Source organism: Neisseria sp. HMSC078C12 (assembly GCF_001838065.1).
In the GTDB taxonomy this organism is placed as follows: domain Bacteria; phylum Pseudomonadota; class Gammaproteobacteria; order Burkholderiales; family Neisseriaceae; genus Neisseria.
Genome location: NZ_KV835601.1, coordinates 1 through 581, shown reverse-complemented (window position 1 = coordinate 581; position 581 = coordinate 1). Strand labels below are relative to the sequence as shown.

1 protein-coding gene is annotated in these 581 nt (G+C 55.1%); it reads right to left on the bottom strand.

Annotated elements, in window-relative coordinates; genetic code table 11:
- The coding region (locus HMPREF2596_RS04940; RefSeq protein ID WP_283140404.1) for a calcium-binding protein at positions 1 to 581 on the bottom strand (581 nt) is incomplete at both ends.

Below are 581 nucleotides of genomic sequence, written 5' to 3'. Positions count from 1 at the left end.
GCTGTCGCCACCGTACAGTCTGTCGTCTCCGGCTCCGCCGTTCAGAATGTCGCTGCCTTCGCCACCGCGCAATTCATCGTTGCCTTCGCCGCCTTTGAGGATATCGGCACCTTTCTCACCACTCAGGTAATCATTGCCCGCATTGCCTTCCAGCGTATCGGCTCCTTCGCCGCCGTAAAGGCTGTCGTTGCCTTCCCCGCCTTTGAGCAGGTCATCGCCGTTATAGCCGTCCAGGTAGTCGTTGCCTTTGCCGCCGTCCAGCACATCGGTGGTATCCCAGCCATAGAGGCGTTCGTTGCCATCGGTACCGACGCCTTCTATCTTCATACCGGCCATGTCTTTGGCGGTAACGGTTTTGTCGTCAAAGGCAAAGTCGTAGTAGCGGTAGGAACTGCTATCGAAATAACCTTGTACGGTTACGGCATCTTCACTACCGTAGGCTTTGATGACCAGGTTGTTGCCCGAACGGGTAAATACAGCTTCGGCAAACTTGGCACCGTTGAAGCGCAGCGTATCGGTATGGTCTGCCTGGTAAGCGCTGTCGGAAATCACATCCTTACCATGACCTTTTTCGAAGACAT